This window comes from Lonepinella sp. MS14436 (assembly GCF_042470565.1).
In the GTDB taxonomy this organism is placed as follows: domain Bacteria; phylum Pseudomonadota; class Gammaproteobacteria; order Enterobacterales; family Pasteurellaceae; genus Lonepinella.
Genome location: NZ_CP170385.1, coordinates 734,377 through 760,642 on the forward strand (window position 1 = coordinate 734,377; position 26,266 = coordinate 760,642).

At 39.0% G+C, this 26,266-nt stretch carries 30 protein-coding genes and 1 tRNA gene; 12 read left to right on the forward strand and 19 right to left on the reverse strand.

The annotated features are described in order from the left end of the window. Positions 1 to 162 precede the first annotated feature (162 nt). A complete protein-coding gene (pflB, locus tag O1Q81_RS03495; RefSeq protein ID WP_386689462.1) occupies positions 163 to 2,475 on the reverse strand; it encodes a formate C-acetyltransferase in 2,313 nt (770 codons plus the stop codon). A 111-nt stretch (positions 2,476 to 2,586) separates the two neighbouring features. Then, a complete protein-coding gene (gene focA / locus O1Q81_RS03500) occupies positions 2,587 to 3,444 on the reverse strand; it encodes a formate transporter FocA (RefSeq protein ID WP_386690198.1) in 858 nt (285 codons plus the stop codon). Between the two features lie 274 nt (positions 3,445 to 3,718). Between focA and hinT the strand changes: the two genes are divergently transcribed. The 4 genes from hinT to rlmC are packed head-to-tail and all read left to right on the forward strand — an operon-like array spanning position 3,719 to position 6,653. Continuing rightward, on the forward strand, positions 3,719 to 4,069 hold the full coding sequence (hinT, locus tag O1Q81_RS03505; RefSeq protein ID WP_386689464.1) for a purine nucleoside phosphoramidase: 351 nt from the start codon (positions 3,719 to 3,721) through the stop codon (positions 4,067 to 4,069). A 9-nt stretch (positions 4,070 to 4,078) separates the two neighbouring features. Further along, positions 4,079 to 4,435: a YcfL family protein gene (locus O1Q81_RS03510; protein ID WP_386689467.1), complete on the forward strand. Its 357-nt coding sequence runs from the start codon at positions 4,079 to 4,081 to the stop codon at positions 4,433 to 4,435. 2 nt (positions 4,436 to 4,437) lie between these two features. Beyond that, positions 4,438 to 5,484: a beta-N-acetylhexosaminidase gene (nagZ, locus tag O1Q81_RS03515; protein ID WP_386698244.1), complete on the forward strand. Its 1,047-nt coding sequence runs from the start codon at positions 4,438 to 4,440 to the stop codon at positions 5,482 to 5,484. 2 nt (positions 5,485 to 5,486) lie between these two features. Next, entirely contained in the window at positions 5,487 to 6,653 is a 1,167-nt protein-coding gene (rlmC, locus tag O1Q81_RS03520; RefSeq protein WP_386698607.1) for a 23S rRNA (uracil(747)-C(5))-methyltransferase RlmC, read from the forward strand. Between the two features lie 151 nt (positions 6,654 to 6,804). On the opposite strand, the gene O1Q81_RS03525 is transcribed toward rlmC, so the two are convergent. Together O1Q81_RS03525 and murJ are read right to left on the reverse strand one after the other, a co-directional pair. Further along, positions 6,805 to 7,683 (reverse strand): DMT family transporter, encoded by an 879-nt coding sequence (locus O1Q81_RS03525; RefSeq protein WP_386698246.1) that lies wholly within the window; start codon positions 7,681 to 7,683, stop codon positions 6,805 to 6,807. 8 nt (positions 7,684 to 7,691) lie between these two features. Next, positions 7,692 to 9,266, reverse strand: coding sequence for a murein biosynthesis integral membrane protein MurJ (gene murJ, locus O1Q81_RS03530; protein ID WP_386698247.1), 1,575 nt, complete (start codon positions 9,264 to 9,266; stop codon positions 7,692 to 7,694). 264 nt (positions 9,267 to 9,530) lie between these two features. Between murJ and rpsT the strand changes: the two genes are divergently transcribed. Then, positions 9,531 to 9,794 carry a 30S ribosomal protein S20 gene (gene rpsT / locus O1Q81_RS03535; protein ID WP_386689482.1) on the forward strand — a complete coding sequence of 88 codons (264 nt, stop codon included), beginning with the start codon at positions 9,531 to 9,533 and terminating at the stop codon, positions 9,792 to 9,794. A 102-nt stretch (positions 9,795 to 9,896) separates the two neighbouring features. Here rpsT and hisIE read toward each other — a convergent pair whose 3' ends face one another. From hisIE to dauA, 9 genes are all read right to left on the reverse strand, one after another. Beyond that, complete coding sequence (gene hisIE / locus O1Q81_RS03540; protein WP_386698249.1) at positions 9,897 to 10,538, reverse strand: bifunctional phosphoribosyl-AMP cyclohydrolase/phosphoribosyl-ATP diphosphatase HisIE; 642 nt, start codon at positions 10,536 to 10,538, stop codon at positions 9,897 to 9,899. Further along, positions 10,538 to 11,311 (reverse strand): imidazole glycerol phosphate synthase subunit HisF, encoded by a 774-nt coding sequence (gene hisF / locus O1Q81_RS03545; protein ID WP_386698251.1) that lies wholly within the window; start codon positions 11,309 to 11,311, stop codon positions 10,538 to 10,540. Before hisF ends, hisIE begins: the two co-directional genes overlap by 1 nt. Further along, positions 11,293 to 12,042 (reverse strand): 1-(5-phosphoribosyl)-5-[(5-phosphoribosylamino)methylideneamino]imidazole-4-carboxamide isomerase, encoded by a 750-nt coding sequence (gene hisA / locus O1Q81_RS03550; RefSeq protein ID WP_386698253.1) that lies wholly within the window; start codon positions 12,040 to 12,042, stop codon positions 11,293 to 11,295. The genes hisF and hisA overlap by 19 nt, the downstream gene beginning before the upstream one ends. A 21-nt stretch (positions 12,043 to 12,063) precedes the next feature. Continuing rightward, positions 12,064 to 12,519, reverse strand: coding sequence for a LysM peptidoglycan-binding domain-containing protein (locus O1Q81_RS03555; RefSeq protein ID WP_386698255.1), 456 nt, complete (start codon positions 12,517 to 12,519; stop codon positions 12,064 to 12,066). A 108-nt stretch (positions 12,520 to 12,627) separates the two neighbouring features. Then, on the reverse strand, positions 12,628 to 13,221 hold the full coding sequence (gene hisH / locus O1Q81_RS03560; protein ID WP_386695762.1) for an imidazole glycerol phosphate synthase subunit HisH: 594 nt from the start codon (positions 13,219 to 13,221) through the stop codon (positions 12,628 to 12,630). A gap of 21 nt (positions 13,222 to 13,242) precedes the next feature. After that, entirely contained in the window at positions 13,243 to 13,632 is a 390-nt protein-coding gene (locus O1Q81_RS03565) for a type II toxin-antitoxin system VapC family toxin (RefSeq protein WP_386689494.1), read from the reverse strand. Continuing rightward, on the reverse strand, positions 13,629 to 13,880 hold the full coding sequence (locus O1Q81_RS03570) for an antitoxin (protein WP_386689496.1): 252 nt from the start codon (positions 13,878 to 13,880) through the stop codon (positions 13,629 to 13,631). The genes O1Q81_RS03565 and O1Q81_RS03570 overlap by 4 nt, the downstream gene beginning before the upstream one ends. A gap of 75 nt (positions 13,881 to 13,955) precedes the next feature. Continuing rightward, a complete protein-coding gene (hisB, locus tag O1Q81_RS03575) occupies positions 13,956 to 15,050 on the reverse strand; it encodes a bifunctional histidinol-phosphatase/imidazoleglycerol-phosphate dehydratase HisB (RefSeq protein ID WP_386698257.1) in 1,095 nt (364 codons plus the stop codon). A gap of 28 nt (positions 15,051 to 15,078) precedes the next feature. Next, complete coding sequence (gene dauA, locus O1Q81_RS03580; protein ID WP_386689502.1) at positions 15,079 to 16,824, reverse strand: C4-dicarboxylic acid transporter DauA; 1,746 nt, start codon at positions 16,822 to 16,824, stop codon at positions 15,079 to 15,081. A gap of 160 nt (positions 16,825 to 16,984) precedes the next feature. Between dauA and O1Q81_RS03585 the strand changes: the two genes are divergently transcribed. From O1Q81_RS03585 to O1Q81_RS03595, 3 genes are all read left to right on the forward strand, one after another. Further along, a tRNA-Ser gene (locus O1Q81_RS03585) sits at positions 16,985 to 17,074 on the forward strand. A 228-nt stretch (positions 17,075 to 17,302) separates the two neighbouring features. After that, positions 17,303 to 17,656: a ComEA family DNA-binding protein gene (locus tag O1Q81_RS03590; protein WP_386698259.1), complete on the forward strand. Its 354-nt coding sequence runs from the start codon at positions 17,303 to 17,305 to the stop codon at positions 17,654 to 17,656. Positions 17,657 to 17,750: 94 nt separating this feature from the next. After that, positions 17,751 to 18,023: a type II toxin-antitoxin system RelB/DinJ family antitoxin gene (locus O1Q81_RS03595; RefSeq protein ID WP_386692530.1), complete on the forward strand. Its 273-nt coding sequence runs from the start codon at positions 17,751 to 17,753 to the stop codon at positions 18,021 to 18,023. Between the two features lie 44 nt (positions 18,024 to 18,067). Here the strand turns inward: O1Q81_RS03595 and purN are convergent, their stop codons facing one another. From purN to O1Q81_RS03615, 4 genes are all read right to left on the reverse strand, one after another. After that, positions 18,068 to 18,706, reverse strand: a complete 639-nt coding sequence (gene purN, locus O1Q81_RS03600) for a phosphoribosylglycinamide formyltransferase (protein ID WP_386689510.1) — start codon at positions 18,704 to 18,706, stop codon at positions 18,068 to 18,070. Positions 18,707 to 18,762: 56 nt separating this feature from the next. Further along, positions 18,763 to 19,800, reverse strand: coding sequence for a phosphoribosylformylglycinamidine cyclo-ligase (purM, locus tag O1Q81_RS03605; protein ID WP_386698260.1), 1,038 nt, complete (start codon positions 19,798 to 19,800; stop codon positions 18,763 to 18,765). 158 nt (positions 19,801 to 19,958) lie between these two features. Beyond that, positions 19,959 to 21,314, reverse strand: a complete 1,356-nt coding sequence (locus tag O1Q81_RS03610) for a sodium-dependent transporter (protein WP_386698609.1) — start codon at positions 21,312 to 21,314, stop codon at positions 19,959 to 19,961. Between the two features lie 95 nt (positions 21,315 to 21,409). Continuing rightward, positions 21,410 to 22,072 (reverse strand): YtjB family periplasmic protein, encoded by a 663-nt coding sequence (locus tag O1Q81_RS03615; RefSeq protein ID WP_386689515.1) that lies wholly within the window; start codon positions 22,070 to 22,072, stop codon positions 21,410 to 21,412. A gap of 71 nt (positions 22,073 to 22,143) precedes the next feature. Here O1Q81_RS03615 and serB point away from each other — a divergent pair, with 71 nt between their 5' ends. Then, positions 22,144 to 23,088, forward strand: a complete 945-nt coding sequence (gene serB, locus O1Q81_RS03620; protein WP_386698262.1) for a phosphoserine phosphatase — start codon at positions 22,144 to 22,146, stop codon at positions 23,086 to 23,088. Positions 23,089 to 23,098: 10 nt separating this feature from the next. Beyond that, positions 23,099 to 23,590 carry a YajQ family cyclic di-GMP-binding protein gene (locus O1Q81_RS03625; RefSeq protein WP_386695777.1) on the forward strand — a complete coding sequence of 164 codons (492 nt, stop codon included), beginning with the start codon at positions 23,099 to 23,101 and terminating at the stop codon, positions 23,588 to 23,590. Between the two features lie 121 nt (positions 23,591 to 23,711). Here the strand turns inward: O1Q81_RS03625 and O1Q81_RS03630 are convergent, their stop codons facing one another. Next, positions 23,712 to 24,368, reverse strand: a complete 657-nt coding sequence (locus O1Q81_RS03630) for a nucleotidyl transferase AbiEii/AbiGii toxin family protein (protein WP_386698264.1) — start codon at positions 24,366 to 24,368, stop codon at positions 23,712 to 23,714. A 29-nt stretch (positions 24,369 to 24,397) separates the two neighbouring features. Beyond that, positions 24,398 to 24,862 (reverse strand): hypothetical protein, encoded by a 465-nt coding sequence (locus tag O1Q81_RS03635; protein ID WP_386698266.1) that lies wholly within the window; start codon positions 24,860 to 24,862, stop codon positions 24,398 to 24,400. Positions 24,863 to 25,721: 859 nt separating this feature from the next. Here O1Q81_RS03635 and O1Q81_RS03640 point away from each other — a divergent pair. Both O1Q81_RS03640 and O1Q81_RS03645 read left to right on the forward strand, forming a co-directional pair. After that, complete coding sequence (locus O1Q81_RS03640) at positions 25,722 to 25,964, forward strand: Flp family type IVb pilin (RefSeq protein ID WP_386698268.1); 243 nt, start codon at positions 25,722 to 25,724, stop codon at positions 25,962 to 25,964. 64 nt (positions 25,965 to 26,028) lie between these two features. Further along, positions 26,029 to 26,259 carry a Flp family type IVb pilin gene (locus O1Q81_RS03645; RefSeq protein ID WP_386698270.1) on the forward strand — a complete coding sequence of 77 codons (231 nt, stop codon included), beginning with the start codon at positions 26,029 to 26,031 and terminating at the stop codon, positions 26,257 to 26,259. The last annotated feature ends 7 nt before the right edge of the window (positions 26,260 to 26,266 follow it).

A 26,266-nucleotide genomic window follows, 5' to 3' on the forward strand; every position in this document is an offset into this window, starting at 1 on the left:
TTATATCTTTAAATTATTGGGTTTATTATACGCATAAATAGCAAAAAAGCCTAGCACTGGCGTACTAGGCTAAGCATGTGGTCGCTACTCCGTAGCTTATAATCAGATGCGGAGCATCGTCACTATCGTAACCCTGCACACAAGTGCAGGGCTTTGCTGTGATTACATCGCTTCCGTAAACGTACGAGTAATCACATCTTGTTGTTGTTCACGAGTCAATGAGTTGAAACGTACCGCATAACCTGAAACACGAATGGTTAATTGTGGGTATTTTTCAGGGTGTTCAACCGCATCTAGCAATGTTTCACGATTTAATACGTTCACATTCAAGTGTTGACCGCCTTCTACAGTGGCTTCGTGGTGGAAGTAACCGTCCATTAAACCTGCAAGGTTACGTTTTTGTGCTTCATAATCTTTACCTAACGCATTTGGTACGATAGAGAAAGTATAGGAAATACCGTCTTTCGCATAAGCAAATGGTAATTTAGCCACAGAAGTTAATGAGGCTACCGCACCTTTTTGGTCACGTCCGTGCATTGGGTTTGCACCTGGTCCGAATGGCGCACCTGAACGGCGACCGTCTGGGGTGTTACCAGTTTTCTTACCATAAACCACGTTAGAGGTAATGGTTAACACAGATTGTGTTGGTACTGCATTGCGGTAGGTTTTATGGGTTTGGATTTTCTTCATAAAACGTTCAACTAAATCCACCGCAAGATCATCTACACGGCTGTCGTTGTTACCGAATTGTGGATATTCGCCTTCAATTTCAAAGTCGATTGCCACATTGCTTGCGACTACGTTACCATCTTTATCTTTAATATCGCCACGAATTGGTTTGACTTTAGCATATTTAATCGCAGATAAAGAGTCCGCTGCCACAGAAAGTCCAGCAATACCACACGCCATGGTACGATAAACATCACGATCATGTAATGCCATTAATGAGGCTTCATAAGCATATTTATCGTGCATAAAGTGAATGATATTTAATGCAGTTACATATTGAGTGGCTAACCAATCCATAAAGTGATCCATACGATCCATTACTTCATTAAATTCTAAGTATTCAGAGGTAATTGGTGTAGTTTTAGGACCCACTTGCATACCTGATTTTTCATCAATACCACCGTTGATCGCATAAAGCATGGTTTTCGCCAAGTTTGCACGAGCGCCGAAGAATTGCATTTGTTTACCAACCACCATTGGTGATACACAGCACGCAATCGCATAGTCGTCATTGTTGAAGTCAGGACGCATTAAGTCATCGTTTTCGTATTGTACAGATGAAGTATCAATAGACACTTTGGCACAATAGCGTTTGAAGCCTTCTGGTAACTGTTCAGACCAAAGAATAGTTAAGTTTGGTTCTGGTGACGGTCCCATGGTGTAAAGAGTGTGTAAAATACGGAAGCTGTTTTTAGTCACTAAGGTACGACCGTCTAAGCCCATACCAGCTAAGGTTTCAGTTGCCCACATTGGGTCGCCAGAGAATAATTGATCGTATTCTGGAGTACGTAAGAAACGCACCATACGTAATTTCATCACTAAGTGGTCGATTAATTCTTGTGCTTCTTGTTCAGTAATTTTACCTGCTTGCAAATCACGTTCGATATAAATATCTAAGAATGAAGACACACGACCGAATGACATTGCTGCACCGTTTTGCGATTTAACCGCCGCTAAATAAGCGAAGTAAGTCCATTGTACGGCTTCTTGTGCGTTGGTTGCTGGATTTGAAATATCAAAACCATAACTTGCTGCCATTTCTTTGATTTTGCCTAACGCACGATGTTGTTCAGCAATTTCTTCACGTAATTGAATAGTCGCTTGAATGTCTTCGCCTGCTTCTAAACGTGGTTGTAATGAATTAAATTGTTTAAATTTATCTTTCATTAAGAAATCAATACCGTATAAGGCAACACGGCGGTAGTCACCGATAATACGACCACGACCATAAGCATCTGGTAAACCAGTAATTACACCTGATTTACGGCAACGTAGAATATCTGGTGTGTAAACATCAAATACCCCTTGGTTGTGGGTTTTACGGTATTCAGTAAAGATATGTTCAACTTCAGGGTTTAATTCACGGCGATAAACTTGGCATGAACCTTTAACCATTTTGATCCCACCGTAAGGGATAATCGCACGTTTTAAAGGTGCATCAGTTTGTAAACCCACGATTTTTTCTAATTTTTGGTCAATATAACCTGGTTTGTGTGAAGTAATGGTGGACGGCGTATCACAGTCGATGTCATACGGCTCGTGAGTGGCATTTTCCACTTTGATTTTTTCCATCACATCTGCCCATAGGGTCGCTGTTGCTGGGGTAACTTCTGCTAAGAAAGATTCGTCACCTTCATACGGCGTATAGTTTTTTTGGATAAAATCACGTACATTTACTTCAGTTTGCCAGTCACCTGCGACAAAACCTTGCCACGCTTTTTGTTGATTTTCTGTTAATTGAGTCATTGGATAATTTCCTTCTCTAATAAATAAACTTTTAACAATATAAAAATAATTTCAACTGCTATTATTTTTACCACGAAACTACTATAAACATAAACTACCACAAATTACAGCTTAATGTGAATGTGGTCGATTGGTAAACCATTGCATTAACGCAATACAAATACCACCACCCACAATGTTACCTAAAGTAACGGGAATTAAATTCTTCACTATAAAATGATAGACATCTAAATCAGCAAATAGTGCTGGATCAATGTTAATCATTTGCCAAAATTCTGGCGAAGAATAATGAGCAGTTAAAATACCTAAGGGAATCATAAACATATTCGCCACACTATGCTCAAAGCCTGATGCCACAAATAAACCGATCGGTAAAATCATAATAAAGGCTTTATCCGTCAGGGTTTTGCCAGCATACGCCATCCATATTGCAATACATACCATAATATTACACAAGATACCTAAGCAAAAGGCTTCAATCCAAGTATGATGAATTTTATGTTGCGCCGTTTGCAAAATGGTTAAGCCCCACTGACCGTTTGCCGCCATTAACTGACCACCAAACCAAATTAACGACACGATAAAAATCGCCCCTACAAAGTTACCACAATAGACCACAATCCAGTTGCGTAACATTTGCAAGGTATTAATTCTGCCCCCAACACGTGCCACTATCGTCATCGTAGAAGAGGTAAATAATTCAGAACCACATACCACCACCATAATAACGCCGACAGAGAATACCAGACCACCGACTAATTTGGTTAAGCCCCAAGATGTGCCAACATTACCAGTTTGCGTAGTAGTATAAAAAACGAATGCTAGAGCAATAAATGCACCTGCGGAAATGGCAGATAAGAAAGAATAGAATTGATTTTTGCTGGCTTTATACGCCCCTGCATCTTCACCTATTTGAGCCATTTGAGCAGGACTTGCCATTACTGTTGAGATATTTTCTTCAGATTTCATCATATTATTTTATTATTTAACTCGCTTACTAAAACAGCAACTTAAACATTTTTTGAAATTTTATCAATTTTGTTAATTATACGAATAAATCCTGATGAAAAGCAAAGAAATTTCATGAAAGCTGATAGAAAATTTGTTTTAGATCAAAAAGTATAACAGCCTTGTAACAAACCATTAACAAAACCGCTTAAAAATTGCTATTTTTTCCATTTTCTGATAATTTTTTGGTGAAAAGTGCGGTACAATTTTACCCAATTTTATAGAGGACAAAACTATGCCACAAGAAACCATTTTCAGCAAAATTATTCGTAAAGAAATTCCAGCGGATATTGTTTATCAAGATGAATTAGTCACCGCTTTCCGTGATATTTCACCACAAGCCAACACCCATATTTTAATCATTCCTAACAAATTGATTCCAACCGTCAATGATGTGACCACAGAAGATGAAATTGCTTTAGGACGGTTATTTACCGTGGCAGCCAAAATTGCCGAACAAGAGGGTATTGCGGAAGATGGCTATCGTTTAATTGTGAACTGCAATAAACATGGCGGACAAGAAGTATTTCATATTCACATGCACTTAGTTGGCGGTGAACCGCTCGGCAGAATGTTGGCAAAATAGGGTGAGTACATGAAAAAAATTCTGTTAATTTGCACCGCACTTTTTTTAGTCGCCTGTAGTTCAAGCCAGCCGTCATTAGTTTATACTCATGCCCCGATTTTAAATATTACGGCGGAACTTAACCCATTGATTGATGCTAATGCAACCGCTCAATCCGCATGGGTAAAAAATAAATCAAATCAAAATATTAACGTTCAATATGACGTATTTTGGTATGATCAAAACGGCGTGACGCAACCTGTGAGCTTACAACAAGAACAATATCGGGCGAATTTATTGCTTGCACCTGAACAAAAGCAAGCCATTAATTTGAGTAAGCCAACACCTGAAAGTGTGAATTATCGTTTATATTTACAATTAAAATAACTATGTCAACTTTACTTATTGATTTAAAAGGTCAACAGCTTACCCAAGAAGAAGTGGAACTGCTAGAACACCCCTTAGTCGCAGGCTTAATTCTATTCAGTCGCAATTTTTACGACCGTGAACAAATTCAAGCCCTGATTAAAGCGGTTCGGCAACGAGTGAAAAAGCCCTTATTGATCACCGTGGATCAAGAGGGCGGTCGGGTACAGCGTTTCCGTGATGGTTTTACCCAACTGCCTGCCATGCAATCTTTTGCCGAAATTTGTTCTGATCATCAAGAACAACAACGTCTTGCTTTAGAATGTGGCTGGCAAATGGCAGCAGAAATGACGGCACTGGATATTGATTTAAGTTTTGCTCCAGTGCTAGATTTAGGGCATCAATGCAAAGCCATCGGCGATCGTAGTTTTAGTGGTGATATTGAACCTACCATTCGCCTTGCCACGGCGTTTATCCACGGCATGAAACAAGCAGGCATGGCGACCACAGGCAAACATTTCCCTGGGCATGGTCACGTTATCGCTGATAGTCATTTAGAAACGCCTTATGATGAGCGTCCAAGTGCGGTGATTTTTGAGCAAGATATTCAGCCTTTTCAACAGTTGATTGCCAACAATTTGCTTGATGCGATTATGCCAGCCCATGTTATTTATACGCAATGTGATAACCAACCAGCCAGCGGTTCAAGTTACTGGTTACAGACCATTCTTCGCCAACAATTCGCTTTCCAAGGGACGATTTTCTCCGATGATTTAGGCATGAAAGGGGCAGGATTTATGGGCGATTTTGTAGAGCGTAGCGAAAAAGCCTTGCACGCAGGTTGTGATTTATTATTGTTATGCAACGAACCTGATGGCGTGGTGCAAGTGTTGGATAAGCTAAAACTGCAAGAAAATGCACCGCACTTTGAGCAACGTCAACAGCGTTTACGTTCACTATTTAAGCAAAAATCTTTTTCGTGGAATGAACTGACTAAAACCGAACGTTGGTTAAATAATCATAAAGCATTGACTGCATTTCAACAGCGTTGGTTGGAATGTAAAATCTAATGATGATTAATTGTCAGTATTATCAAGCTCAACAATGCCAGTCTTGTCAATGGATAGCGAACGACTATCCATTACAAGTACACCAAAAACAAGTGCATCTAAAACAACAGTTGGCTAAATTAGATCTGTCAAAACTCGCTTGGTTTGCACCTTTTCCATCACCACTGACAGCGTTTCGCAATAAAGCCAAAATGGTGGTGTCAGGGGCGGTGGAACGCCCGATTTTAGGCATTGTCAATGAGCAAAATCAAGCGGTAGATTTAACGGATTGTGAGCTTTATCCAGCCCATTTTGTCAATATTTTCCCTATTCTCAAAGACTTTATTGGACGTGCAGGGTTAGTGCCATACAACATAGCGAAACAAAAGGGCGAACTGAAATTTATTTTACTCACCGAAAGCCGTTATAACGGCGAATTGATGTTGCGTTTTGTATTACGCTCCGAGAACAAGATTGCATTAATTCAACGAGAATTAGCGAAATTACAAGCAAAATTACCGCAGTTAAAGGTAATTACCGCGAATATTCAACCCCAGCATGCGGCGATTTTAGAGGGCGAAAAAGAAATTTTTCTCACTGAACAGCAAGTGTTAGAAGAACAATTTAACCACATTCCGCTATTTATTCGTCCACAAGGTTTTTTCCAAACCAATCCAACCGTGGCAGAAAACCTCTATGCGACAGCTCAACAGTGGATAAAAGATTTTCCCATTAATTCGCTGTGGGATTTGTTTTGTGGCGTAGGCGGATTTGGTTTACATTGTGCGAAAGCACTTAGCGAGAAAAATCCGCATGTTGAATTAACTGGCATTGAAATTTCACCGTCTGCCATTCAAGCAGCGAAAAAATCAGCGGAAAAGTGCGGTCTAAAAAATGTCAATTTTCAATCCCTCGATGCGGCTAATTTTGCTCTAAAGGATCAACAAACGAAGCCTGATTTAGTCATCGTCAATCCCCCAAGACGAGGCATTGGCAAGCCGTTAGCCCAATTTCTCAATCAAATGCAACCGCCATTTATTTTATATTCCAGCTGTAATGCGGTGAGTATGGGAAAAGATTTAGCCGAATTAAGCCATTACCAACTTCGCAAAATCCAACTATTCGATATGTTTCCACATACTAGTCATTATGAAGTGTTGGGGTTGTTAGGGCGTGTCCCTATTTCATAAAATCGTATCTTTTGGGGTAAAAAGCCCCTATTCTGCGTTAAAAATTCTCGCCATAGAATAGCTATGGCTGCGATTTTTGCCTTGAATATGTGCTTTTTCCCTCCAAAATCTATAGATTTATGAAATAGGGACACGCCCTAATCAAACAAAATTAGTTCAATTTCGGACTTGTCCATTTTCTAAACCAAACAGGTAATAGCGTGGATCCCATGGCGGAGAAAATAACCAAAGCGACACCGACTGCTGTGACCAAAGAAAGATGTTCGCCTAAAATCAGCAAAGCAAGAAAAACCCCAAACACAGGTTCTAACGCACTGAAAATAGCGGAAATATTGGCACTGACATCTTGTAAGCCTTTGTTCCATAAAATATAGGCTAACCATGTGCAACCTACGGATAAATAGAGAATCCCCCAAATACCCTCGCTACTCGGATTAATCTGCCAATTTTGGGTAAATAATAAGGTCATCGGAACACAGGTTACGGTGCCTAATACAATTAAAATATTGGTAAATTCAACCGCTTTGAGTTCTTTCATCACATCTTTGCTCATATATAAACAAAACGCAAAAATGAAACCGCCAGAGAGAACCATTAAGCAACCTAATAGGCTGACATCGCCTTGTTCTTCAGAACCTAATACCACTAAGGCAACCCCGATAAAGGCAACGATACCAAACAAAATGTCGATTAATTTAAGCCGTTGTTTGAAGAATAATACGCCAACTAGCACGGTAATTAAGGGTTCTGCCCCGAGCATTGTGACGGCACTGGCAGCGGAGGTGAAAGATAGCCCGATAAATTGCAACATAAATACCGTTGGAAACACCAAACATGCAATCAGCCACATTTTTTTGACTAAATGGCTTGGAATTTTGCGATAAGCAGGAAAAAAGGCAGGCAAAGAAAAAATGGCTGCAATGGCTAAACGTAATTGCACGGTAATGGCAGGGTCAAACATCGCATAACTGTATTTTCCTGCAATAAATGAACTCCCCCAAATAAGGGCAGCTAATAAGAGATAAATCATGGTTATCCTTAGCTTTTGGCTAATAAATCCTGTTTGCGGATACCGAGTAAGATTAACATAGCAAAATAGCTTACTGCAGCAAGGCAGATTAACCAAGCTAACCAATGTACTCGTTTAAAAAATGTCATGGCATGCCATGTCATTAATTCAGGACTAAAATACCACACCAACGATCCCATTACCACGGCAGAAAGCAAAACTTTGACAAAAAATACCGCACTTTTTTTCGAAAAATGATACACATCGGCTTGGGCTAAACCACGATAAAGCAAATAAGCATTGAGCGTAGCTGACATGGCAGACGCAATGGCTAAACCCACATAACTAAACGGAATAGCCAATAGATTAAAGCCCATATTACTGACCATGGCAATAATCCCAATTTTCACGGGGGTTTTGGTGTCTTGTCTGGCGTAGTAACCGTTCGCCAGAATTTTGATTAGCATAAAACTCAATAAGCCAGCATTAAATCCCCACAACGAAAGGGCAGCGGCTTGCACGTCATTGAGCAAAAATTGCCCACGCATAAATAAAGTGAGTAACATGGGTTCAGCTAATACCGCAATACCGATCATGGCTGGCACGCCGAGTAATAAAATCATTCGCACGCCCCAATCCATAGTTTGACGAAAATCCACCGCACTTTTTTGTGCATCATCACTACGATTCACATGATGACGAGCTAATGTGGGCAAAATCACGGTAGAAATCGCAATGCCAAATAAACCGAGCGGAAATTCCAGTAAACGGTCGGAATAATACAGCCAGCTAATCGATCCTGTCATTAAAAAACTGGCAATAAAGGTATCAAGCAATAAATTAATTTGACTGACGGAAACGCCGAATAAAGCGGGAATCATCAGGGTACGGATTTTTTTCACACCCACATCATTCCACGCCCATTGAGGTTTAACTAATAAGCCAGCTTGACGTAAAAAGGGAATTTGAAACAGAAATTGTAGCAAACCACCGACAAAAATACCGATAGCCAACGCAAGATCAGGGCTATCTAAATGTGGCGCTAATAAAAGTGCGGTGCAAATCATGGCAATATTCAGCAATACAGGCGAGAAAGACATCACGCCGAATTTGCCAATGGTGTTTAAAATCGCCCCTGATAACGCCACAAACGTAATAAACCATAAATAAGGGAAAGTAATTTTAAGCAATAATGACGCTTGGCTAAATTTTTCCGCATTGGGTCCATCGTTAAGCCAATCCACAAACCAACCCGTCCCGAAAATGGCGGCGACAATCGGCGAAGCAATCATAGCGAATACAGTAACAAGAGTCACTAAACCGCCTAAGGTTCCCGACACTTTGGCAATAAATTCACGAGTTTTGTTGATGTCGCCTGATTTTTGATATTCCGCTAAGACTGGCACAAAGGCTTGCGAAAATGCACCTTCTGCGAATAAACGGCGTAAAAAATTCGGAATACGGTTAGCAAATAAAAACACGTCTGCTGCTGCTCCCGCCCCAATAATATTGGCAATCACCACATCTCGCACTAAACCGAGTACGCGTGAAAGTAATGTCATGCTGCTGACGATAATGCCTGATTTTAAAAGTCGTTTACTCAAAATGGTTGTTCTCAATGTAGAAATCGGAAAAAATTAGCTTAATTTTATAGAAATTTCATTTTAATGCTATATTAAAACAAAAAAAACTGATAAAATCTCGCCCTACATTGTTTAAAGCGTTGCTTAACGGCTTATAGCAACCGAAAAACGGTGCCAAGATTCGGTTGTGTCTCACCGAAAACAACAAATTTACAGACAGCTCATTCTAATTTTGAATGAAAGAGCAATATTGATTAATTAACAGAAATTCTTAGGAGTTTGACCTTGGCTAATATCAAGTCAGCAAAAAAACGTGCGGTTCAATCTGAAAAACGCCGTCAACACAATGCAAGTCAACGCTCAATGATGCGTACTTACATCAAAAAAACTTATGCAGCAGTAGCAACTGGCGATAAAGCAGCTTCAGAAGCCGCTTTCGTTGAGATGCAAAAAGTCGTGGATCGTATGGCATCTAAAGGCTTAATTCACGCTAACAAAGCAGCTAACCACAAATCTAAATTAGCAGCTCAAATTAAAAAATTAGCGTAATTGTTGATTTAAAAATTAATGAAAAATAAACCGCACTTTTGTTTAAAAAGTGCGGTTTATTTGTTGTTTATAATCGGTGAAATAGTTGCGAATAATGTATTTCTACTTATTTGAACCCTCAGGGTGCAAACCAATTCCTGCGTGGCGTTGTTTTAATTTATCCATCACATTTGCCCAATTTAAGTTGGCATCTTGCAATAACACAGTTAAATGATAAAGCAGATCTGCTGTTTCAGACACCACTTCATCAGGATCTTTCGCCATTGCCGCTAAGGCAGTTTCAACCCCTTCTTCACCTACTTTCTGAGCAATCTTCTTCGTCCCTTTCGCATATAGTTTAGCAGTATAAGAACTGTCAGGATCGGCATTTTTGCGTGATTTAATCAGGTTTTCTAATTTGCTGAAAAATACCCAATCGGGCAACGTTTGCAATTCACTAAAACAACTTTCTGTGCCTTTATGGCAAGTGGGTCCAATAGGATTAACTAAAATTAACAACGTATCATTATCACAATCCAACGCCATATCCACCACATGCAAAAAATGCCCCGAAGTTTCACCCTTTGTCCATAGCCGTTGTTTGGTGCGGGAATAAAAAGTCACTTTCTTTTCAACCAGCGTTTTATTTAATGCTTCTGCATTCATATAGCCCAGCATTAATACTTCGCAAGTTTGGGCGTTTTGTACGATAACGGGGAGCAGGTTATCAACTTTTTGCCAGTCGATAGTTTGTGTATTAATCATTATTTTCTCACTTCCACTTTTTCTTGTTGTAAGTACTCTTTCAATTCCCCAATATCAATAATCCGTTTATGAAACACACTTGCCGCTAAAGCTCCATCTACATTGGCTTCCACAAAGGCATCACGAAAATGCACCATTTCGCCTGCACCGCCTGATGCGATTAACGGCACATGACAAATTTCACGCACTTTTTTTAACTGCACCAAATCATAGCCGTTACGCACGCCGTCCTGATTCATCATATTCAACACGATTTCGCCTGCACCACGTTGTTGTACTTCAGTGACCCAGTCCAATAATTGCCAGTTAGTTTGGCGAGTACGATGTTCATCGCCCGTATATTGATTAACCCAATATTTACCCGTTTCCTGTTCAAACCAACTATCAATGCCCACCACAATGGCTTGCACGCCAAAGCGTTGAGAAAGTGCGGTGATTAATTCGGGATTTTCCAAAGCAGGCGAATTAATTGAAATTTTATCCGCCCCAAAGGCGAAAAGCTGTTCTGCATCGGCAATAGTTTTAATGCCACCTGCCACGCAGAAGGGAATATCAATCACTTTGGCGACACGTTCCACCCAGCTTTTATCCACGGTGCGACCGTCTGATGAAGCGGTAATATCATAAAATACCAATTCGTCCGCCCCCTCTTCGGCATAACGTTTCGCCAATGGCACAATATCACCGATGGTTTCATGGTTGCGAAATTGCACGCCTTTCACCACTTGACCGTCTTTTACGTCCAAACAAGGAATTATCCGTTTTGCCAACATTCGATCGCCTCAGCTACATTAAATTTGCCCTCTAATAAGGCACGTCCTACAATCACACCAGCTACGCCAGTCCCTTTTAATGCTTGAATATCCGCCAATGATCCAATACCGCCCGAAGATTGAAAATTGATTACGGGGTATTTGGCACAAATTTCACGATATAAATCCACATTAGAACCCGCTAAGGTGCCATCTCGAGAAATGTCGGTACATAAAACATGTTGCAAACCCACGGATTGATAATCTTCAATTAAGGCTTCCAACGACACCCCACTGGCTTCTTGCCAACCACTGATTGCGATGATTTTATTGCCTTTTTCATCGATGTTGACATCTAACGCCAAGACAAATTTTTCCGCCCCATATTTTTCAAACCAACCTTTTACAAGGTCTGAATTTTTCACCGCAGTTGAACCGATCACGACACGATTCGCCCCTACGGCTAATAAATCCGCCACATCTTGTTCGCTGCGAATACCACCACCGACTTGAATTTTACATTGCGTGGTTTCTATGATGTTGCCAATTAGCTTGGTTTGACGTTTGGCAGGATCTTTCGCTCCAGTTAAATCCACCAGATGCAACTGTTCCGCCCCTTGAGCGAGATAGCTGGCAAACTGCTCAACAGGGTTATCACTATATGTGGTTTGTTTGGCGTAATCACCCTGATGTAATCGCACCACTTGACCATCAATCAGGTCAAGTGCTGGGATTATGATAGATTTCTTCATTAGGTTTTCCTAAAGTATTGCTTAACGTAAGCGTAAATTTGAACCGACAGTTAATTTTGCTGTTGATGAAAGACCATTCAAGCTCACAATTTCATTGATACTTTTACCGCTTAAGTAGCTGATTAAATAAAGTGTATCGTATTTACCCACAGTATAAGTTGCCCCCGTGTAACATCCTTTCTGAATTTGGCTATAAACAGGTGTATTTGTACCATCACGCACCACCGTACAATTACCTACCTGTTCAGCATTTCCACTGGCTGGTTGGTCATAAGTTGGTTGGTTATAGGTTGGCTGTTGATATTGAGTGTTTGGCTGTCCCATGGTGCTAGGCATTTCGGTTGGTTGAACATTTGCATAAGGCTCACTCACATCAACCACTTCAGAGCTTGAAGTAGCGTCTGTGGTAGATGAGCTATTAGTACAACCGATTAATGCAAAGGCGGCTAAAGGTAATACAAAAAGTGATTTTTTCATTTGAGAATCCTATTTATTAAACAAAATATAAATTAATTTACCTTAAAAAGGTATGTTATAGCCTATCATAGATTTGTCATCAGCGTAATAAATTACCCTGATGAATCATTAGATATTTTCCACAAAATTTCGCAATAATTGTGAGCCATTTTTACCAGAACGTTCAGGGTGAAACTGTACGCCGTAGAAATTTTTACTCGCAATGGCAGCCGAAAAATCTACCCCATATTGACTGGTGGCAATGGTATTTTTATTCGGCAATACCGCATAACTATGCACAAAATAAAAATGACTATCTTGCTCAATATCAACGAATAACGGATGATTGTCGGCATAATGCACCTTATTCCAACCCGTATGTGGCAATGGCAAACCTGTATTAGGAATTAATTCCGTATGCCCTGTCATTAGATTTAAGGTTGATACATTGCCTTCGGCGGAATATTCCGTCATTAACTGCATGCCTAAGCAAATGCCTAACATCGGTTGGGTCGCATGTTGAATGGTTGCGATAAGTTGGCGTTGTTCTAAATTTTGCATCGCAGCAATCGCCGTGCCAACACCAGGTAAAATCAGTTTATCGGCAGATTGGATTTTATTCAGATCGCGGGAGATCTCGGCAGTGTAACCCAAACGGTCAAAAGCGAATTTGACTGATGATAGGTTGGCACAGCCAGTGTCGATGATGATAATATTTTTCATAATTTATAGTTTAACCGTAAGTTATTGCCAATCTTCAAAGCGTAATTTATTTACACGTGCAAATTCTTTAGTATTATGGGTAATCAAGATTAAATTACGATTAATTGCTTGTCCTGCAATCTGTACATCATAAGTACCAATAGGTGTCCCTTGTTTAGTTAATTCTGCTCTAATTTTGCCAGCTTGTTTGGCATCATCTAATTCAAAGGGCAAAATAGTAAACGGCAATTTATCTAATTTAGCTAAATTTTCTGTTTTACGCTGACTTTTTTCCGCACCATAATAAAGCTCAAACATAACAATACTAGGTAAAGCGAAGTCAGTTGGAGAGTAACGTTTCAAGCGAGTAATAAAATCTATATTGTTATTTAAAATGGCAATAACGGCATTGGTATCTAACAAATATTTCATTCAAAACTGCTCCAATCTCTTTCTTGAGCTGTAGATAAACGACCATCTTCAATAGAGCGTACAAAACTTTCATCTAGTTTACCCATTTCAGTCAGTTCGTCTAACCACGACCAATCATTTACAATCGGCTCAAGGATCACCTTTTGACCTTGTTTTCGAATACTCACTTCTTTACTATTAAAGCGAAATGCTTTGGGTAGGCGTAAAGCCTGAGAATTACCTGTCCAAAATAATTTTGCTGTTGTCATTGTTTACTCCCAACTCTTGTTTGTATATATTAAAAGTATATATAAATAGATCAATATATTCAACTAATATGAGAACTACAACACCCCTTTACTACTCGGCAACACATCACTTTCAATCCGAATCGCCTGTCTTAACGTGCGTCCAAACACTTTAAACAAACTTTCAATTTTATGATGATCATTCTCACCTTGCACACTTAAATGTAAAGTCGCTAACATGGTAAACGCAATGGATTGAAAAAAATGTTCAGTGAGTTCGGTGCTAAAATCGCCTACTTTGTCCCGTTTAAACTCGGCATTAAATTTAATAAACGGACGACCCGATAAATCCAACGCACATTCCGCCTTACATTCGTCCATTGGTAACACAAAGCCAAAACGTGCAATGCCACGCTTGTCGCCAATCGCCTGTTTTAATGCTGTGCCTAAGGCAAGTGCGGTGTCTTCCACACTGTGATGTTCGTCAATCCATAAATCGCCTTTACAAGACACATTCATACGAAAACCGCCGTGGGTGGCAATTTGATCCAGCATGTGATCAAAAAAGCCGATGCCTGTTTTAATCTGATTCACCCCAGTTTCATCAAGCCATACTTGCACTTTAATATCGGTTTCTTTGGTTTTACGCACCACTTCGGCATAGCGTGGTGGACGTTCACCGATATTGGTCACTGGTTCACCAAGTAATTTTTCGCTAATTAAATCCCAATTCAATTTATCAGGGTGATATTGCAAGGCTCGAATACCTAAATTTTCGGCTAACTGCACATCAGTGGCACGGTCGCCAATCACAAAACTACTGTCAGGATCAAAAAGCTGTCTGACAATATATTTTTCTAATAATTTGGTTTGCGGTTTACGGCAATCACAATGATCTTCTGGCTTATGCGGACAAATCAGCACGTCATCAAATTCAATCCCTTGTGAATGAAAAATTTCCATCATCGCATTATGCGGTTTATCGAAACTGTCTTGTGGAAAAGAATCCGTACCCAACCCGTCTTGATTACTGACCATTACAAAACGATAACGATCTTTCAGTTTAAGTAAGGCAGGAATAACATTTTTTTCCAGTTTTAATTTTTCCAGACTATCAATCTGAAAATCGGTTTTCGGTTCGTCTATTAATGTGCCGTCACGGTCGATAAATAAGGTAGGTTGTGCTGTCATCATATTTTCCTTGTGGCTTTTGTTTTTATTAATTAACAGATAAATTATCAAAATCACGGATTTTTTGATAGGTATCTTCTAATCCCGAACTAAAATTAATTTTTTTCAATTCAAGTACCGCATTAGATTTTACAATCATCCGCAACGGCTGAAATTGCATATTACACATATAAAGCTGTTGATGTGGCAACATGTGTTGTACAAAACGGGTTAATGCGTGAATTCCCCCCGTATCTAGCACTGTAACCGCATCACATTGCAACACAATATGTTTGATTTCGTGATCGGTATGCACAGTTTTCTCGTGTAAATCGGCAAATAGATTATCCGCCGCAGCAAAAAACAGCGGACCACTAATGCGATACACTAACACATCATTTAAATCTTCGGGGTGAGTTTGTTCAATGGATTTAGTCATTTCCGCAATGGTACGAATAAACAATAAACTCGCCAACAACACGCCCACCGTAATGGCAATCACCATATCGAAAATCACGGTTAAGAAGATACAAGTTAATAACACCGCAATTTCATTCGCTCCCGAACGGCGAACTAAATGAATGATATTACGTAGATCTGCCATATTCCACGCCACCATTAACAGCAATGCTGCCATGGAAGCTAAGGGTAAATAAGATAAAGCCTGAGCAAATAATAGCAGAGAAAATAATACCAACAAGCCATGTACCATACTGGAAATTGGCGAAAACGCCCCTGATTTCACATTAGCAGCAGAACGTGCAATAGCCGCTGTTGCTGTGATACCACCAAGAAACGGCGTAATAATATTGCCGATCCCTTGGGCTAATAATTCGTTATTAGAATGGTGTTTAGTATTGGTCATATTATCTAATACCACCGCACACAATAAAGATTCAATCGCCCCTAAAACCGCCATTGAAAATGCTGCGGGTAGCAAAGATTGAATCGTACCAAAGTTCCATTCCACTAACTTCCCTTGAGCATTCGGAATATTCCACGGTAAGGCAAATTCAGGCAATACATTAGGGATACCTTGCCCGACTGAACCATCTGCCAGTTGATATTGGAAAGCCGAACCAATGGTCTGCACATCATAACCAACCGTAATCAAAACCAGCGATAAAACCGTACCTATGATGACTGCGGGTAAATGCCCTGGAAAAGGTAAACGAAAACGATGCCATTGGGATAAAGTTAATAAAGTAACAACACCAACTGCCGTATCCGCCCAGTTAATAGTCGGAAGTGCGGTGAAAATAGTATAAACTTTTTCTAAATAATGGGCTGGCATGACATCAATATGCAAACCAAGAAAATCTTTAATTTGCAAAGTTGCTATCGTAATCCCGATGCCACAGGTAAAGCCCAAAGTGACTGGTAACGGAATATATTCAATTAACCGTCCTAGACGAAACAACGCCATTAGCACTAAAATTATCCCAGATAACAGGGTCGCCATGAGTAATCCGCCCAAGCCAAATTGTTGCGTCACAGGATATAAAATAACCACAAAAGCGGCTGTCGGTCCTGAAATATTAAAACGAGAACCGCCCAACAAAGCAATCACAATACCTGCTACAATCGCTGTATATAAACCATGTTGCGGTGGCACGCCACTAGCAATCGCCAATGCCATTGACAACGGAATGGCAATAACCCCAACCGTCAACCCAGCAATAATATCTTTAATGAATTGTGTTTTTCCATAACCTAAGCGAAACGCATCTTGTAATGCACTGAACGGCTTAACTGCTAACAGGGCATTTTTGGTAAGAAACCATTTATTTAACATTGTTCTATCTCGAAAATTAAAAGCTACAGACTATTTTAACCAAAATTCTTACAAAAAACTTTGCGTTTTCGCAAGAAAAACGAAAAAAGACTAGACGAAAGGGAAGTTAATTCTTATAATCACGCCCGCTTGCTCAATGAATCCATTGAGTGTCCAGAATGGTAAGGTGTCCGAGTGGTTGAAGGAGCACGCCTGGAAAGCGTGTATGTGGGAAACTGCATCAAGGGTTCAAATCCCTTCCTTACCGCCATGACTCTTTTATTTTTGTCTTATTTCATAATTTCTTATTCATAATCCCCACGAAATTTTTTCACCCCCACTTTTCCCCTCATTTTTTATTATTTTTGTGATATGTATTCCAAAACTGCGGTGAATTTCTTGAGAGTTTTAGGGTTTTGCTTGAAATTACACCCCGTTGAGTTTATTTCCAATATGCTCAACACAAAAAATCAATATTTATTTTCAACAAGGAAACCTTATGAAATCCATTAAAGCATTATTCGGCACAGTGGTACTAGCTGGCTCATTATTAGGCAGTGCAAACGTATTCGCAGAAACCGCACAACCAGCCACAACAGCCGTTCAGCAAGTTACTGCACAAACGGTTGCAACTGAAACACAAGCTACTGTAGTTGGTGATAAATTAAATATTAACACCGCTTCCGCCACAGAAATTCAAAAAGCCTTAACGGGGATCGGAGCTAAAAAAGCTGAAGCCATTGTGCAATATCGTGAAACGCATGGTGCTTTCACTTCCGTAGATCAATTATTAGACGTACAGGGTATTGGTCAAGCTACTTTAGATAAAAATAAAGATCGGATTATTTTCTAGTTATTTGCCAATCATTAATTAAAAGTCATTGCAATGTAGTGGCAATGGCTTTACAATTTCGGTACTTTATATCAAAAACTGAAAGGATAAAAAAATGACTAGCATTAACTTTAATATTCGTCTGGACTCTCGCTTAAAAGAACGTGCATTTTCGGTGATCGAAAGCTACGGATTAACACCGTCACAAGCGATTAAGCTATTTTTAAATCAAATTGCAGATACTAAATCGGTGCCGTTATCATTTGATCATCATGCTGATACACCAAATGCAGTGACCAGATTGGCAATGTTAGAAACGATTGAAAATCGTAAGACTAACCATCTAAAAACCTACAATAGCTTTGAAGAAATTGTACAAGATAGTTAATACGATTGATCAGACTAGGCACACACGCCGAACTATTTTAAATGTTAATCTATGGCATACCCTTGTGGCGAAAGTAATTGACCATCTAAATAGGCTTTTCCGTCAATTTCTTTCAAACGATCATCAACAAACCATTTCACCACCAAAGGATAAATTTGTAATTCTTGTGTTTTCACTCGTTGTTGAATATCTTCTATGCTATCGTCAGGGAAAATCGGGACTTTAGCTTGCAAAATCACGGCACCGCCATCTACTTTCTCATTCACAAAATGCACCGATGTACCATGTTCCGTTTCGCCAGCCTCTAAAGCCTGTTGATAGGTGTTTAAGCCACGGAATTTTGGCAATAATGACGGATGAATATTTAAAATCTTGCCAGCAAAGCGTTGGGTAAATTCAGCGGTGAGAATTTTCATATAGCCAGCTAACACAATCAAATCTGCCCCAAGATCAGCAATAAAATCCGCAATGGCTAAATCCATTGCCAGATTATTGGGATAATGTTTACGTTCAAAAAGTGCGGTGGGAATATTGGCATTTTTGGCACGTTCTAAACCGTAAGCATTGGCTTTATTGCTAATCACAGCCACAATTTGCCCATTAATCATTTTATTTTCGCAAGCCTCTATAATCGCTTGTAAATTGGTGCCTGAACCTGAAATAAGAATAACGATTTTTTTCATAAAGATAGGTATTAAATTGAAAAATTAAGGGCGGATATATCGATCCGCCCCGAATATTATTGAATAATCACTTGTTGTTCGCCTGCTTGTAACGGTTCAATTTGACCGATTAACCAAGCGTCTTCACCTGCTGCACGCAACACTGTCAAGGCTTTTTCCACATCTGCTTGTGGTAATGCAATCACCATGCCTACACCACAGTTAAAGGTGCGGTACATTTCATAGGTTTCAATATTGCCTTTTTCTTGCAACCATTTAAATACAGGCTGCCATTGCCAGCTTTTTTCATTAATGACCGCTTTCAAATTCTGTGGTAAAACTCGTGGAATATTTTCCCAGAAACCGCCACCAGTTAAATGAGCAATCGAATGAACATCGACATTTTCAATCAATTCTAACACCGATTTGACATAAATTTTGGTCGGTGCAAGCACTTGTTCGCTTAACGGACGACCTGCTAATTGTTCTGTGGCAGGGTTTACGCCTGATACTTCAATCACCTTACGCACTAAAGAATAACCATTGGAATGTGGACCACTTGACGCTAATGCAATTAACGCATCTCCAGCTTGTACTTGCGAACCGTCAATAATTTTAGATTTTTCCACCACACCGACACAGAAGCCAGCTAAATCGTAATCACCAGCGTGATACATACCTGGCATTTCCGCTGTTTCACCGCCAACTAAGGCACAACCTGATTGTACACAACCCTCCGCAATGCCTTTCACCACATCGGATGCCACATCTACTTCCAATTTTCCTGTGGCATAATAATCCAAGAAGAACAACGGTTCTGCACCTTGCACCACTAAATCATTGACGCACATTGCCACCAAGTCAATCCCAATCGTATCGTGTTTTTTCAAATCAATCGCTAAACGTAATTTGGTGCCAACACCGTCCGTGCCTGAAACTAAAATTGGCTCTTTATATTTGCTTGGCAACGCACATAACGCACCGAAACCACCTAAACCGCCAATCACTTCAGGGCGAGTAGTACGTTTTACGTGTGGTTTAATCCGTTCAACTAATTCATTACCAGCGTTAATATCCACGCCAGCATCTTTATAACTTAATGATGGTTTGCTCACGATGTTGTCCTTTTGTGTTCAAAAATTGGGGCTATTATACCGACTTTGAGAATTGAGGTAAACGTTTGCTATAAGGTATTTCAAACAAAAAAAGCCGTAAAAAATTCCCCAATTTTGCAATCGGGGAGTGGGGGAGGGCTTTATGTAACAGATTTATTTTATAAAGAATACACAAAAATCACCAAAATCAACACGGGAATTACATATTTCACATAATTAAACCAAATTGCAGTGAGTTTTTTGCTTGCATTTAATTCTTGCTTGGCTTCATCTTTTAACACAAATCCAACGAATACGGCACAGCCAAGTGCGGTTAAAATAAACAGAATATTGCCACTAATGTAATCAAAGGCATCAAAAATACTTCGCCCGATAATGGTTACATTCTGCCATTGGTTATCACCTAACACCGATGGGATATTACCTAATAGAAAAATACCGCTCAATACTAACGCAATCGAGGCTTTACGACCTAAGCGAGTTTTTTCTTGTAAAGTAGTAATCAGCACTTCATAAATGGTTAATGAAGTCGTTAATGCCGCAATGATCAGCAAACTAAAGAAAATTACGGCGAAAATTGAACCTTGCCATATATGAGAAAATACGATCGGCAAACTTTGGAACACCAAAGTCGGTCCTGAATTAGGGGCAACGTTAAAAGTGAATAAAGAAGGGAAAATCATAAAGCCAGCGGCAAGTGCGATTAAAGTATTCATCACGGCGGTAATTGAGGCGGTTTTGACTAGATTTTCTTTTTTATCTAAATAACTTGATAGCGTGATTAACACACCAAAACCAAGGCTTAAGGCAAAGAAAACTTGTCCCAACACAAACACAAATAACTCTTTGCTGATTTTGGAAAAATCAGGCACCAAATAAAATTCAATTCCCTGTGTCGCCCCTGCTAAGGTGATATTGCGTACAATCATCACCAACAAGAAAATAAATAACAATGGCATCAAAAATTTTACCGAACGCTCAATCCCGTCCACAATGCCTTTTGCCAAAATAATATAATTAGCCAACACAAACACAGCCGTATAGCCCAAAATAGTGAGCGGACTGTTATGAATATGAGTGGTGAAAAAATTTGCGGTGGTTTCAGGGCTAACGGGAGCAGATAAATCCAATGTGCCATTAATAATGCTACCAATATAAGTCAGCACCCAGCCACCCAGCACCATATAATAAGCAAGGATACCAAAAGCCCCTAATAATCCCATATAGCCGACAATCTTCCAAGCAGGGTGAATTGGCTTGCCGTTGGCTGTTCCTGTGAAAGCATCGACAGCATTTTTATGTATGCGGCGACCAATCACATTTTCTACCAAAATCATCGGGATCCCAATTACAATCATCGCAATGCAAAATAACAACACATAAGCACCGCCACCATTTTCGCCAACTAAATAAGGGAATCGCCAAGTTGCTCCAAAACCGACAGTGGCTCCCGCTACTGTCATCACATAGGTTAAACGGCTCGACCACGTTTGGCGTTGTTCTGTTTCATTCATTGACATAAAATTTTTCTTCCATGTATTCTTAAAAAAAGCACACTTTCGGTTATCTCGAAATAAAGTGCGGTTAAAATTTAATTAATTTTGATCTGTTAAACTCTGCGGCGGCGGCGATGAAAATTTTTACTCGCATTGGTTTTCTGAATTAACTCATGAGCAGAGGATAGTTCCAGCCGTTTGGTACGGCGATATTGGGTTAAAAAATAATGTATAGAACTGGTTAGCATTATACCAGCCGCAAGAACAATCAACAATTCAGCATATAAACGATGAAAAAGTTGATCGATTTTACCTTGTGTGGTTTGGACATGTTTGGTATCAAATGTAATACGCAAAAAACCCTCCACCCCATTGGTAGAATAAATCGGTTCAACAATTTGTTGGGTGGTCATATCATTATTTTTGGCTAAACCTAATTGCTGTTTTAAATTTAATCGGTTACTACTTTGGGCTAATAGCTCACCATTGCTGGCATATAAAGACGCATCGAGAACAAAACGCTCTTTGGTCAAATTATCTAAACTTTCCGTTAATTTTTCCGCTTTGGCATTGTTTAGCAACAGCAGAGAAAGAATATTGGTTTGTTGCCGCACTAACAAATGGGATAAATTCGCCACCTGATTCATACTAGCTAATTGCGAACCAAGGCGGAATTGTTTGACCCCAAATAAAATAACCGCCACCATAGCCACACAAAGCAGGCAGATAATGAGTAACATACCCAGTTTTGTTAGTTTTTGTTTGATTATTTGCAAGTTGTTTTACCCAAATATTTTGTAATAATGTATGATTGTAGCACTACAATAAAAAATTAACAGGATTTCTTATGCAAACTATTTTACAAAAATTTCCCCATTTTCCCACCGCACTTTTCACTGAACAGCCGATTGTCGCCAAACAAGGCTATTCTATTTTATTTAGTCCGCAGTTAAATCTCGAAAAATTAATGGCTTTCCAACAAAAGTGCGGTGAAAATTTTCAGATTTTTGACTGCTGGGAAATTGCTAACAACGTGGTGATCCTAATCCAAGGGGAATTTAGCCCTGATTTTATTGCGAATGCTCACCAATTACAATTAGACGCAGCCGTAATTAATTTTAACGCAAAATTAAGTCAAGCAGGCTTGTTAGTGATGGATATGGATAGCACGGCGATTAAAATTGAATGTATTGATGAAATTGCCAAACTTGCAGGCACGGGTGAACAAGTGTCTGCGATTACGGCGGCTGCCATGCGGGGCGAATTAGATTTCGCCCAAAGTTTACGCCGCCGTGTAGGCACATTAACAGGGGCAAAAGAAAGTATTTTAGGCGAAGTTCGCCAACATTTACCCTTAATGGACGGTTTAACCGAAACTGTGCATGAATTGCAACAATATCATTGGAAAATCGCCATTGCCTCGGGGGGATTTACCTATTTCGCTGATTATCTCAAACAAATGTTGCAGTTAGATTATGCCATTGCTAATCAATTTGAGATTGACAATGGCATGCTCACGGGCAAACTGCAAGGCGATATTGTAGATGCACAATATAAAGCCAATGTGTTACAACAGCTCACCCAACAGTTTAATATTGATCCGAGCAACACAGTCGCCATTGGTGACGGTGCGAATGATTTAGCCATGCTGAAAATTGCCAATTTGGGAGCTGCATTTCACGCCAAATCAAAAGTGCAACAACAGGCTCAAGTTGTGGTAAACTTTGCGGATTTAACGGGATTACTGTGCTTGCTAAGTGCCAGTGATCGGATTGCTAATTTAACTAAATAGGAGAACAAAAATGCCATCATTTGATATTGTGTCTGAACTCACCATGCACGAAGTACGTAATGCGGTGGAAAATGCCAACCGAGTATTAAGCTCACGTTATGACTTCCGTGGCGTAGAAGCAGTGATTGAACTGAATGAAAAAAACGAAAGCATAAAAATCACTTCAGAATCAGATTTCCAATTAGAACAACTGTTAGAAATTTTAATCGGCTCTTGCATTAAACGTGATATTGACAGCACATCGTTAGATGTACCGCCCGAAAGCGAGCATCACGGCAAATTGTATTCCAAAGAAATCAAATTAAAACAAGGGATTGAAACCGACATGGCGAAAAAGCTGGTTAAATTGATTAAAGACAGCAAAATCAAAGTACAAACCCAAATTCAAGGGGAACAAGTGCGTGTTACAGGCAAATCTCGCGATGATTTACAAGCGGCAATTCAATTAGTCAAGGGAGCAGAATTGGGACAACCATTCCAATTTAATAATTTCCGTGATTAATAAAAGCTAATTTAACCCGAAGTGCGGTCGAAAAATGCTGAATTTTGTGGCATTATATAACACTTGCACAAAGCTCAATAAAAGCTACCATTCTAATTCGCAATGGTAGCTTTTTAACTATCTACAACTTAGGCGTGTTATTGACAGTTCGTTGTCGTTGAACAACAAGATTATTTGCCATTTCATTAAGTTCTAAGGCAAGACTTTCTGTATCCATAATTTTATTCAATAAGGCATCATCTTGCACGCTGTCTTTATATTTTTCAAATAACGCATCAGGATTTTGGGCAAATTGTTGTAAACGTAATGCACTATTTTGCGTAAAATGTTCAGGATAATTTTTGGCTAGGAAATGTAAGTCAAATAGATCTCGCCCTTTACTTCGAGTATGTTCACCATCAAAAGCGGCACTTAATTTATTATCAATTAATCGTTCAAGAGAAGCGAAGCGAATCCCATTTTTTATTACCACTTCATCTTCTAAAGCTGGGGTTCGGTAAGATATTTCCAGTTTTAACGCATCTGATTTCCCCGTTTCATTTACTTGATAATTAATGATATAACGGCTTACTGTATCAGTATCTTTTTTCACATTTATATCATTAATTGTTATGTCTTGTGGTGCGGCTGATTTGATTTTGTTCAGTAAATTAAGTTTTTTAGATGAATCAAAATCTAAATCTTCTGAAAATCGATTTAAACCATAGCCTAAATAAAGGGCGGTTCCGCCTTTTAGCACTAACGGTGTGTCAGATAATTTTTCAAGAATTGATTTCATCACTCTTTCGTGATAAAAGTTCCTTTCGGTTATTCCAATGGGTTTCTGCGTTTCCATAAGTTTAAATTTTCTTTTTCTTTGCTATTAAGTTTTGGTTCAAGCACATCTAATAAAGCATAAACAGTCTGTTTATCTTCAAAAGAGGGGAACCAATCGTCTAAAATGGCATTATCAATAATGCCTGTTTGTAATCCACCGCTATAAAGATAATCAACACAAGCTCTTGGGTGATCAGCGACCCAAACGGGGCTATTTTCGGGGTAATAACCTAATCTATTTAAGCGTTGTGTACCATCAATAATACCCAGTTGCCCTAGTAAATGGTTGGTGTTGCGTTTCTGATTAGAACCATACAGATAAAAATCAAGCGGAAAAGCATCATCGTTAAGAGATGCTGCACTATGCCAATCTCCAGTTCCTTCAGGACTATGAATATTCAATGCTACAATACTGCTAACATAGGTTTCAGGGGTTGTTTTGGGAATATAAAGCATCTTAGTCTTCTCTTTGCTATCGCACTAATCTATATAATTATAACATAAAATCCTTTAATAGTTTTGTTGTCAACGGCGTTTTAGTAAGTTAGACCATTACCTTATGCAAGGCTAAAAAATCCCCAAATTTTCAACCGCACTTTTTTTCTAACTGCAATTTGTGGATTGTGCTTAATTTGCCCCCTTACCAAAGAAAAATTTGAATTTATCACAACATTTTAACAAATTTGATCGATTTTAACAGAATGTTATTCCCCTTATAAATATCATGGTTTTATAAATATTCATTAAAATCAATAAGTTATTATGGGGAGGGCAAGGCTGGCGTGTTCCTTTTAGTGAGATTTTTCATATTTTGGAGCATATATTTAACAATTTGTCAACTTGCTATCTTGTGGTAATTGTCTAAATATTAAGCGATTGCATTTAAAATGAACAAAAACAGTTGATAATCATTCTTTTTCAACTGAAACCGTTCAGCAAGCATGTATTCTATTAATTAATTGAAATTTAAAGGAAAGTTATGTATATTAATTAAGCAAACGATTGCTGTGGTTAATATTTAATCTATTGAGTGGTTAGAGGTCTGACCAGTTGTGATTTTGAAAAATTAACTGTACTTCAAAAAAAATTTATGGATAATTCGCATCCATATTGGAGCTGAAATTCAATATACCCGTATTTTTGTAATAATAATCCAGTGCAGGATTGAAAATTGAATCTGGTTGAATGAAGTGCAATGTGGTTATTTTTATAGCAAAAAATACACGAAATAATCGAATCTGACTTAGACTAATTTAAGTTGGGTTCAAAAGTCCTAAACATATTTTTTCATAAACAAAAGAGAGGAAATTGAAAGATGTTATCAAACATTTTAACAAAAACTTATATCACTGTAACTGAAGGGTTACGTAACTTTAAAAATGATCAAAAAGGGGTAACTGCAATTGAGTACGGTTTAATTGCTATCGCAGTTGCAGTACTTATTGTTAGTGTATTCTATAACGATAGTGGTTTTATTGCTAAATTATCAGAAAAATTTGGTAATTTAACTACTACTGTTGGTGCTGCTACAGTTACAAAAGGCACTACTACTCCATAGTAAATATAATAAATACCAGTATCTAACTCAGTTTAGATACTGGTTTTAAATAGGACAGTAAAGAATGTTATCTAAGCTGACAAATGAGTTTTATTTGGTGGTAGCGGAAAAGTTATATAAATTCAAGCGAGATCAAGTGGGAGTAACAGCTACGGAATATGCCTTAATGGCGGTAGTTATTGCGGTCTTTGTGGTAGCAGTATTTTATAGCGATACGGGTTTTGTGGCTGAATTGTCATCTAAATACAGTAGCTTAACCAGCACCGTGACCGATGCGGTGATAACAACTCAATAAGTTAATT

What these genes read in the sequence shown, in the direction of transcription:
- O1Q81_RS03625 (WP_386695777.1), top strand. Translation starts at nt 23,099, where the DNA reads ATGCCATCATTTGATATTGTGTCTGAACTCACCATGCACGAAGTACGT.
- O1Q81_RS03610 (WP_386698609.1), bottom strand. Translation starts at nt 21,314, where the DNA reads ATGAATGAAACAGAACAACGCCAAACGTGGTCGAGCCGTTTAACCTAT.
- rlmC (WP_386698607.1), top strand. Translation starts at nt 5,487, where the DNA reads ATGATTAATTGTCAGTATTATCAAGCTCAACAATGCCAGTCTTGTCAA.
- O1Q81_RS03570 (WP_386689496.1), bottom strand. Translation starts at nt 13,880, where the DNA reads ATGACAACAGCAAAATTATTTTGGACAGGTAATTCTCAGGCTTTACGC.
- hisF (WP_386698251.1), bottom strand. Translation starts at nt 11,311, where the DNA reads ATGTTGGCAAAACGGATAATTCCTTGTTTGGACGTAAAAGACGGTCAA.
- O1Q81_RS03565 (WP_386689494.1), bottom strand. Translation starts at nt 13,632, where the DNA reads ATGAAATATTTGTTAGATACCAATGCCGTTATTGCCATTTTAAATAAC.
- dauA (WP_386689502.1), bottom strand. Translation starts at nt 16,824, where the DNA reads ATGTTAAATAAATGGTTTCTTACCAAAAATGCCCTGTTAGCAGTTAAG.
- O1Q81_RS03640 (WP_386698268.1), top strand. Translation starts at nt 25,722, where the DNA reads ATGTTATCAAACATTTTAACAAAAACTTATATCACTGTAACTGAAGGG.
- hinT (WP_386689464.1), top strand. Translation starts at nt 3,719, where the DNA reads ATGCCACAAGAAACCATTTTCAGCAAAATTATTCGTAAAGAAATTCCA.
- serB (WP_386698262.1), top strand. Translation starts at nt 22,144, where the DNA reads ATGCAAACTATTTTACAAAAATTTCCCCATTTTCCCACCGCACTTTTC.
- focA (WP_386690198.1), bottom strand. Translation starts at nt 3,444, where the DNA reads ATGAAATCTGAAGAAAATATCTCAACAGTAATGGCAAGTCCTGCTCAA.
- hisH (WP_386695762.1), bottom strand. Translation starts at nt 13,221, where the DNA reads ATGAAAAATATTATCATCATCGACACTGGCTGTGCCAACCTATCATCA.
- hisA (WP_386698253.1), bottom strand. Translation starts at nt 12,042, where the DNA reads ATGAAGAAATCTATCATAATCCCAGCACTTGACCTGATTGATGGTCAA.
- O1Q81_RS03645 (WP_386698270.1), top strand. Translation starts at nt 26,029, where the DNA reads ATGTTATCTAAGCTGACAAATGAGTTTTATTTGGTGGTAGCGGAAAAG.
- O1Q81_RS03635 (WP_386698266.1), bottom strand. Translation starts at nt 24,862, where the DNA reads ATGCTTTATATTCCCAAAACAACCCCTGAAACCTATGTTAGCAGTATT.
- O1Q81_RS03525 (WP_386698246.1), bottom strand. Translation starts at nt 7,683, where the DNA reads ATGATTTATCTCTTATTAGCTGCCCTTATTTGGGGGAGTTCATTTATT.
- O1Q81_RS03590 (WP_386698259.1), top strand. Translation starts at nt 17,303, where the DNA reads ATGAAATCCATTAAAGCATTATTCGGCACAGTGGTACTAGCTGGCTCA.
- O1Q81_RS03595 (WP_386692530.1), top strand. Translation starts at nt 17,751, where the DNA reads ATGACTAGCATTAACTTTAATATTCGTCTGGACTCTCGCTTAAAAGAA.
- O1Q81_RS03630 (WP_386698264.1), bottom strand. Translation starts at nt 24,368, where the DNA reads ATGAAATCAATTCTTGAAAAATTATCTGACACACCGTTAGTGCTAAAA.
- O1Q81_RS03510 (WP_386689467.1), top strand. Translation starts at nt 4,079, where the DNA reads ATGAAAAAAATTCTGTTAATTTGCACCGCACTTTTTTTAGTCGCCTGT.
- hisB (WP_386698257.1), bottom strand. Translation starts at nt 15,050, where the DNA reads ATGACAGCACAACCTACCTTATTTATCGACCGTGACGGCACATTAATA.
- nagZ (WP_386698244.1), top strand. Translation starts at nt 4,438, where the DNA reads ATGTCAACTTTACTTATTGATTTAAAAGGTCAACAGCTTACCCAAGAA.
- hisIE (WP_386698249.1), bottom strand. Translation starts at nt 10,538, where the DNA reads ATGATTAATACACAAACTATCGACTGGCAAAAAGTTGATAACCTGCTC.
- purN (WP_386689510.1), bottom strand. Translation starts at nt 18,706, where the DNA reads ATGAAAAAAATCGTTATTCTTATTTCAGGTTCAGGCACCAATTTACAA.
- pflB (WP_386689462.1), bottom strand. Translation starts at nt 2,475, where the DNA reads ATGACTCAATTAACAGAAAATCAACAAAAAGCGTGGCAAGGTTTTGTC.
- O1Q81_RS03555 (WP_386698255.1), bottom strand. Translation starts at nt 12,519, where the DNA reads ATGAAAAAATCACTTTTTGTATTACCTTTAGCCGCCTTTGCATTAATC.